Raw genomic sequence first — 7,050 nt, 5'->3', positions numbered from 1 at the left:
CAGGGGCTCCACTCGGCTCCAGAAGGCATCCGACAATTCCCAGCTCGCCAATCGCGACATGGCTGACTCCTCCAGTTGTGATGGAGGAAGCTGGCTCAACGGAATCGAAATGTCAACCTATTTACGGATAAGCTCTAAGTCTTTCTTGAAACGCTTCGGAGCGGATGCAACGGTATAGATAGAGCGGTTCGACAGATTCCTTGGCCCGTAAGATGAAGACGTGCTCGTTGACAGCCGCTTCTATGTCCTGAGAGTAGAAGCCAGTTTTTCCTGTTGTCGCGCCGTCCTTCACGATTAGAACGTCACCCGATCGCAGCACGCCCTTAGTCATGCTCCGAAAGTGGCCCTCGGAGACGTACTTCATCTTGTCAAAACGAATGTTGCCCTTCTCATCGATTTGTTCACCACCGATACTTGGAATGCCGGTATCGATTGCGCCGCCCTTCTCGCGGGATCCGCTTTGAATCTCGACCAATGTGGAGAGTGGCACCATTGGCAAATGTCCACCGGCAGCTGCCCCCTCATGGTACCGCTCCCCACTAAGGTTGAAGTCACCGTTCGCTGCAATTTTATCCTTGGGCACCACCAGCCCAAGCGTTGTGCGGAGTTCCTCGACTGTCTCACCAGCGCGCAATCGGCCCAGATAGGCAGCGATCTCCGCCTTGACCTGGGGCAGGTCGTTCTTGTTGATCTCCCGCCGCTGGGCACCCAGACCGAAGCCGTCATTCTCCACCTTGAAGAAGCCGATGGTGCTGGCGTTCCGGGCCAGCGAGCTGTCCAGGATGAGGATGGAGGTCTTGACGCCGGAGTAGGGCTGGAACACCCCGGCCGGCAGCGAGACCACGGCCACCAGGAAGTCCTCCACCAGCATGCGGCGCAGCTGCTTGTAGGCTCCGCCACTCTGGAAGATGATCCCTTCTGGCACAATGATGCCCGCCCGTCCCCCCGGCTTCAGGTGCTCGGCCATGTAGTCCACGAAGAGCACTTCACTGCGCTTGGACTCCACGGAGAAGCGGCGATGGGGGCGGATGCCGCCCTTGGGCGACATGAAGGGCGGGTTGGCCAGGATCACGTCGAAGTATTCGTTCCAGCGCTCCTCGGAGGTCAGCGTGTCGTACTCGCTGATGTTGGGATTGGTGAAGCCGTGCAGGTACATGTTGACCAGCGAGAGGCGCACCATGTCCGGGGAGATGTCGTAGCCATAAAAGCTGCGGGCCAGGCGCGCCTTTTCTTCCGGCGTCAACGTTCCCTGGCCCCGCTCGTCGGCGTTGGCCTTGAGGATGTGCTTGTAAGTGGAGATGAGGAAGCCCGCCGTGCCGCAGGCCGGGTCCAGCACGGTCTCGTTCTTCTTGGGATCCACAATGGCGACGATGAAATCGATGATGTGGCGCGGGGTGCGGAACTGCCCCGCGTCCCCCTGGGAGCCCAGCACGGAGAGCAGGTATTCGAAGGCGTCGCCCAGGCGCTCGCTGTGGTCGTAGGTGAACTCGTCGATGATCTTGAGGAAGGCGCGCAAGGTCTCCGGGTCGCGATAGGGCAGATAGGCGTTCTTGAAGATGTCGCGGAAGAGCGGGGGAATGCCGTCGTTCTCCGGCATGCGCGTGATGGCCTCGGCGTAGAGGTTCAGGGTCTCGTGGCCGCCCAGCCCCGCCCGCATCAGTTTGGCCCAGCCGTAGCGCGCGAAATCCCCGGCGAAGAACTTGCGCTTGCCGCCCAGCTCCTCGGACTCGGCGTCCATGTCGTCCATGAACTTGTAGATGAGGGCGATGGTGATCTGCTCCACCTGGGACTTGGGGTCGGGCACCTTGCCCACCAGGATGTCGCGGGCGGTGTCGATGCGGCGCTTGGTGGCGGTGTCCAGCACGGGCGGCTCCTACGCGGCGAATTGATTCAACGACACATAATCCTTGATGTAGGCCGGCACCAGGTCGCGGAAGGGCGCAGGCACCAACCTGAAATCCTTCGCGGAGAAGGACGGGTTGGTGGCCAGGTCCGTGTACTGCCGCGTCTCGATGATGTGGCGCACCAGGTTGTCCGTGGCATAAGCCTTGAAAAAGGACTTGATGGCCGGGATGGCCGCCACGTCCTCCGGCGGCTGCCCGGCGATGAAAGTGGCGAACTCCTCTTCGAGCAACTGGTCCTTGGACTTGAAGAAGGGGATCAGGCCGAAGATCTTCTCCAGGATCTCGCGCAGGCCCAGGCGGCGATCCACCGGCGTGGCCCGGCGCAGCTTCTCCAGGTCGAAGTAATCCTCCGGCTGGTGGAAGACCTCCTGGTTGACCAGGTCGATCACGCGGTCCCACTGGCCCGCCTCCACGGCTTCCGTGATGCCGGGGTGCTCCTTCACCGCCTCCTCGAAGCGCTCGAAGAACATGCGGTCGATCTTCATGCCATCATAGCCAATGGCCACTTCGCGGATGGAAGACAGGATGTCGGCGCCCAGGTGGGCGTAGGTGCCTTCGAACTCGGCGGGCTCGTCGGGCGGCGTGTCGCGCGGCTTGCGGCTGGGTGGAGGCAGCTGCAAGACCTCGTCGTAGTTGTAGCCTTCCTCGAAGTACTCGCAGGTGGCGAAGAAGTCGAAGAGCTTGAAGGTGGACTTGCGCGGCTCCTGCACGTGCTCCTTGTGGGCTTCGTCGAAGAGCTGGTCGCGGAAGTCGTGCGTGCGCGTGCCCCGGCCCTTGATCTGGATGAAGTCCGTGGGCGAGAAGATGGGCCGCAGGAGGCCGATGTTGAGGATGTCCGTGCAGTCGTAGCCCGTCGTCATCATGCCCACCGTGACACAGACCCGCGCCTTGCTGGTGCGGTAGGTCGGCAGGAAGTTGGCTGTTCCCAGCAGGTGGTTGTTGGAGAAGTTGACCGTGAACTACTGGGCCTCGGGGATCTGCGACGTCACTTGCACGGCGAAGTCCGACTGGTACTTGCCGGGGTACATCAGGTCGGCCATCTGGTTGAGGATCTGCACCAGCTTGGTGGCGTGCTTCTGGGACACGGCGAAGAGGATGGACTTGCCCACTTCCCCGCTGACGGGATCCTTCAGCGCATGCTCCAGGAAGGTCTTGCAGATGACCTGGTTGGTGGCGTTGGAAAAGAAGCGGCGCTCGAACTCGCGCTGCTTGAAGGTCTCCTCGCGGTCATCACCTTCCTCGTCCGTGAACGCCACGGTGAAGCCATCCTCGGACAATAGGGCCGTGGTGATGTCCGTGCGCACGTCCACCACGGTGGGGCTGATCAGGAAGCCGTCCTTCACGCCGTCCGTCAAGGAATAGCGGAAGGTGGGTTGGCCGGAATCGCAACCAAAAGTGCGGTAGGTGTCCAGCAGCAGGCGGCGCTCGTACTCGCGCGGATCCTTGGTGGCTGGCCCTTTGGCTTCGAAGCGCTTCAGGTAGTCGCGAGGTGTGGCCGTCAAGCCCAGCTTGTAGCCGATGAAGTAGTCGAACACGGCGCGGGCATTGCCGCCGATGGAGCGGTGGGCTTCATCGGAGATCACCAGGTCGAAATCCGTGGGGGAGAAGAGGCGGCGATACTTGTTGCCCGCCTGGAGGGACTGCACCGTGGTGACCACCACCTCGGCGCGGCGCCAATCGTCGCGGTTCTGCTTGTAGATGACCGTGGCGTAGTCGGGCTTCAAGTAGTCGTCAAAGGCCTTCTTGGCCTGGACCTCCAGCTCCAGCCGATCCACCAGGAAGAGCACGCGCCGGGCATTTCCCGAGCGCAGGAAGAGCTTGATCACGGCTGCGGCGGTCAGCGTCTTGCCGGTGCCCGTGGCCATCTCGAACAGGAAACGGTCTTGACCCTTTGCCACAGCCTGTTGCAGGCTCTTGACGGCCCGCAGCTGGTACTCGCGCAGGAAGCGCAGCTTGTTGGCCTTGATGAAGGCGGGCCGCTCGGCCTCGTTCTTCCAGGAGGCGTCGGCCTGGTAGCCGGGGCGCTGGGTCAGGACGATGTAGTCCGTGTCCACCGGCTCGTCCGCCAGCTTCTGTGGATTGGGCTGGGTGCGCAGATAGCTGCCCGCGGAATCGGGCGTGGGAAAGGCCGTGATGACGTAAGGGTTGCCGCGCTCCAGATCCCAGAAGTAGTGCAGGTTGCCGTTGGACAGCAGCACGAAACGGCAGCTCAGCGAGCGGGCATACTTGCGCGCCTGCTCCTTGCCCACCAGCGGATCCATGCTCTCGGCCTTGGCCTCCAACACCACCAAGGGAAAGTTTCGCGAGTCCAGCAGCAGGAAATCCACGAACCCGTGCTTGGTGCCTTGGAAGTCGTCGCCCATGGCCTCCAGCGTCACGCCGGATTCCAACTTGATGTTGGCGGGGTGTCCATCCTCGGCAAAGAAGCGCCAGCCCGCGTCTTGCAGGAGCGCGTTGATCTTGATCCGGGCAGCGGCTTCGTTCTCCGGCATGGGATCCCCTGACTTGCGCGACGTGGGCGAGGTGCTCGCCATACAAGTAATATGGCACTGGGGAGACGCAGATGCTGCGACACTGGCGATGGAAATGACCAAAGTATGACAGGAACAAGTGGATCGAGTCTAGTGAAATGCCGTGTTACAAAGCGATCAAGGTGCTCAACGCAAGGCGCGGCCCCGCAGGCGTTGTTGGGCAAGGTCAAGTGGCTGCAACGACATGGTGAGCGCCAAGCTCGCTTCCTGATGGGGTTGCCTCAGAACCCTCTTCGCACCCAGCTCAAGTCTTCTGAAAGCAGCACCGACAGATCACGGGATCGGTCCATTGGTATGGGCTGGCCAAATGTTGGGAATGATGTCAAGGCTACTGGCAGAGTTTGCCTGCAACAGAAGCGGCGGGGATCGGGGCATCGCCCGCACCCTGGCCAAGCCCTGCACAGTCGGGGAGATCCCCTTTGCGGGGACATGTCCGGAGGCTGGCGGCAGAAGCCGAAGCGCACCCTGCCCGCTCAGGGCGAGATGAGGACATGCTCCCAGCAGCGGCCCTGTTTGCCCAGCCGCTCCAGCAGTCCGGCCCGGTGCAGGGTGTAGCAGGCCTTCTGTCCAACCCAGCGGGGCGAGCCCCAGGCGGCGGCCAGGTCGGCGCTGGTGAAGGGCTCGCCGGCGGCGAAGGGGAGGAGGGCCGCCCAATCCCCGCGGCCGTGGAAGGCGCGGACCTCCAGCACCTCGACCAGGCGGCGCTCGCGCACCACCCAGCCCTGGCGCCGCCAGGCCTTGCCCGGCTGGTGGGCGCGGATCTCCTCCTCGCGGGTGAGGAGCAGCTCCACGCAGAGGTTGGGGTGGAGCAGCCAGGGCGCGATGCTGACCAGTTCGCGGAAGGCCTCCCACCACTGGCCGCGCTTGGGGGAGCGGCGGCGTGACAGCTCGCGGCGGCCACACTCGTCCTCTTCCATCCGCACGATGATCTTCTCGCCGGGGATGGGCAGCACCAGGCGCAGCCCGTGGGCCGGCAGCAGGCGCTCCAGCTTGGGCTTGAGCCGGCTGAAGCCGCTGGTCTGCACCTCCACCAGTCCGCCCGGGTTGACCACGTCGACGATGAGCCCCTCCACCAGCGCTTCGTAGCGGGCGCCGGGCTCGGCGCAGCGGTCCTTCAGCGAGGCGTGGAGATGGCCCTCGGCCAGGGTGCCGATGCGGCTGCTCATGCGTCGCGGAATTCGCGGATGGACCATCCCGCCAGCCCCGTCGCCGCGCCCAGGACGGCGATGGCCCCGAAGATGGTGGCGATGGGCACCCACTCGGCGACGAGGCCGGTGAGCGCCACGGAGACGGCGCTGAGGCCCGTCACCGCCACGCTGATCATGGAGAAGACGCGGCCGTGGAAGTCCCGCGGCACAAGGCGCTGGATGAGGGTGGGGCGCGGGATGACGATGAGCGGGATCATGAGCGAGTGGACGAAGAGGGTCCACCAGGCGCCGGCGAAGCTGGTCACCCAGAGCAGGGGCAGGAAGGTGATGCCGTCCAGCACGATGCCCCAGAGCAGGAGGCGGCTGTCGCGCCAGCGGCCGCCGAAGCGGCTGAGCAGCAGGCTGCCCGTGATCATGCCGGCGGCGTAGGCGGTGAGCAGGAAGGCGTAGTCGCCCGAGCCGTCCTGGAGGACCTGCTTGACGAAGAGGGGCGTGCCCACGATGGCCGGCCCCATGATGAAGAGGTTGTCCGCCGCCGTCACCAGCAGGATGGCCCACAGGCGGCGGTCGCTCCGCGCCAGGCGCAGGCCGCTGCGCACCTCGGCCAGGGAGCGGCGCAGCTCGGCGGCCAGGGGTGAGGGCGGCGTCGCGCCGGCGGGGCGCCGGGTCCGCAGGCGCCAGATGAAAAGCGCCGAGACGAGGTAGGCCAGGCCCGTGGCGCTGAAGAGGTGGCGCTCGCCCGTCCAGGGCACGAGCAGGCCGGCCAGGCCCGGCCCGGCGAGGAGGGCCAGCTGCCAGCCGCTCTGGACCAGGGTGTTGGCGTCGCGCAGCTCGGACGGGGCGGCCAGCTCCGGCACGATGGCGTCCCGCGCCGGGTTGAAGTGGGCGCTGAAGCAGGCCATGGCGAAGGTGACGAGGCCCAGCGTGGCGGGGCCCAGCCAGGCCGCGGCGGCGAGCAGGGGCAGCACCAGCACCAGCGCGGCGCGGGCCAGGTTGGCGCCCAGCATGACGCGGCGGCGGTCCAGGCGGTCCACCAGCGCGCCCGCCGGCAGGCCGAAGAGGAGAATGGGCAAGTAGCCGCTCATGGCCACCAGGCCGGTGAGGCCGGAGGAGCCGGTCAGCTCCAGCATGAGCCAGAGCAGGGCGATCTGGAAGAGGGAGTCCCCCGCCTGCGACACCACCTCGCCGATCCACAGGCGGCGCAGGTCGGGTCGGCGGCGGAGGAGGGCGACGAGGCTCATGGGGGGAAGATCGGGAACGGCGGCGGCAGGCGGACCAAGCGTCCGACCTGGCGCCCGTCCCCCTGCGGAGATTGTCAGGATTATTCTCCGCACGATTTGCGGAGAATGATTCGCCTTTGCGGAGATTGTGCGCTATCATCCGGGCAGACCGTGCGGAGAAGAGATGCGATACATCTATCTGCAGTCCGTGTGGCCTGATTTCCGTTGGGGGCAGGTCAGACCAACC

The 7,050-nt window shown here is 65.0% G+C and carries 2 protein-coding genes and 2 pseudogenes; all 4 read right to left on the bottom strand.

Features of this window, described 5'->3' with window-relative positions:
• Positions 1-526: 526 nt before the first annotated feature.
• Positions 527-1,864: pseudogene (locus tag Q8O14_10370) on the bottom strand (class I SAM-dependent DNA methyltransferase).
• 9 nt (positions 1,865-1,873) lie between these two features.
• Positions 1,874-4,396: pseudogene (locus tag Q8O14_10365) on the bottom strand (DEAD/DEAH box helicase family protein).
• 512 nt (positions 4,397-4,908) lie between these two features.
• Entirely contained in the window at positions 4,909-5,601 is a 693-nt protein-coding gene (locus Q8O14_10360; GenBank protein ID MDP2361143.1) for a hypothetical protein, read from the bottom strand.
• Positions 5,598-6,824 carry an MFS transporter gene (locus tag Q8O14_10355; GenBank protein ID MDP2361142.1) on the bottom strand — a complete coding sequence of 409 codons (1,227 nt, stop codon included), beginning with the start codon at positions 6,822-6,824 and terminating at the stop codon, positions 5,598-5,600. Before Q8O14_10355 ends, Q8O14_10360 begins: the two co-directional genes overlap by 4 nt.
• Between the last annotated feature and the right edge of the window lie 226 nt (positions 6,825-7,050).

The sequence above is a fragment of the bacterium genome, from assembly GCA_030685015.1.
Taxonomy (GTDB): domain Bacteria; phylum CAIWAD01; class CAIWAD01; order CAIWAD01; family CAIWAD01; genus CAIWAD01.
The sequence above is the reverse complement of the archived record's forward strand: the minus strand, read 5'-3'. Positions and strand labels throughout refer to the sequence as shown.

Coding starts and splice junctions, on each gene's coding strand:
- Q8O14_10360 (MDP2361143.1), bottom strand. CDS start 5,601: ATGAGCAGCCGCATCGGCACCCTGGCCGAGGGCCATCTCCACGCCTCG.
- Q8O14_10355 (MDP2361142.1), bottom strand. CDS start 6,824: ATGAGCCTCGTCGCCCTCCTCCGCCGCCGACCCGACCTGCGCCGCCTG.